Origin of the sequence: Mesorhizobium sp. M4A.F.Ca.ET.022.05.2.1, from assembly GCF_003998845.1 — a bacterium.
Classification (GTDB): domain Bacteria; phylum Pseudomonadota; class Alphaproteobacteria; order Rhizobiales; family Rhizobiaceae; genus Mesorhizobium.
In genome coordinates, this window is record NZ_RZOJ01000783.1 from 1 (window position 1) to 795 (window position 795).

1 protein-coding gene is annotated in these 795 nt (G+C 65.4%); it reads right to left on the reverse strand.

The window, feature by feature from the left end; all coding sequences use genetic code 11:
- Positions 1–795: ATP-binding cassette domain-containing protein (locus EN745_RS35370; RefSeq protein WP_145992357.1), on the reverse strand; the 795-nt coding region annotated here is incomplete at both ends.

The window sequence follows — 795 nt, forward strand, 5'->3', positions numbered from 1 at the left end:
GCCGGATTCGCCGATAACGCCGAGATTGCGCCCCTTTTCGACGACCAGGCTGACGGAATCGACCGCGCGGATAAGTGGCAGTCCGTCAGCCCGCATCGCGCCATAGCCGGCCGTCACATTGTCTATACGCAGCAGCTGCTTCGTCCCGGCATCTGCGTCGGCATGCCCTTGCCGCGGCTTCGGTTCGAAGGCGGCTAGCAGTTCGCGCGTATAGGGGTGCCGGGCAGCTGAAAGGATTGCCGCTGTGGTGCCTGTCTCCTGCACCTCGCCGCCCTTCAGCACCACGATGCGGTCGGCGATCTGGGCGACGACCGCGAGATCGTGGGAAACATAGACACCTGCGATCCCGCCCGCCCGCATGACCGACTTGAATGCCTTCAGCACGTCGATCTGCGTCGTCACGTCGAGTGCCGTCGTCGGCTCGTCGAAGATCACCAGCTTGGGATCGCCGATGAGCGCCATGGCCGCCGACAGCCGCTGCAATTGACCGCCCGAAACCTGGTGCGGATAACGGGCGCCGATCCCTTCGGGGTCCGGCAGCGACAAGGCCCTGAACAGCTCGACTGCGCGTCGGCGGGCCTGTTCGGGCGGCATCAGCTTGTGGATGCGCGTGACCTCGATGACCTGCTCCATGATGGTGGAGGAGGGGTTGAAGGAGGCGGCGGCACTTTGCGGGACATAGGCAATGTCGGTGCCGCGCAGCCTGGCGCGTTCCTTTTCGGAAAGGGCGGCCATGTTCTTGCCGTTGACGTTGATCTCGCCGCCGGTGATCCGGCAGCCGGGCCGCGCATAGCC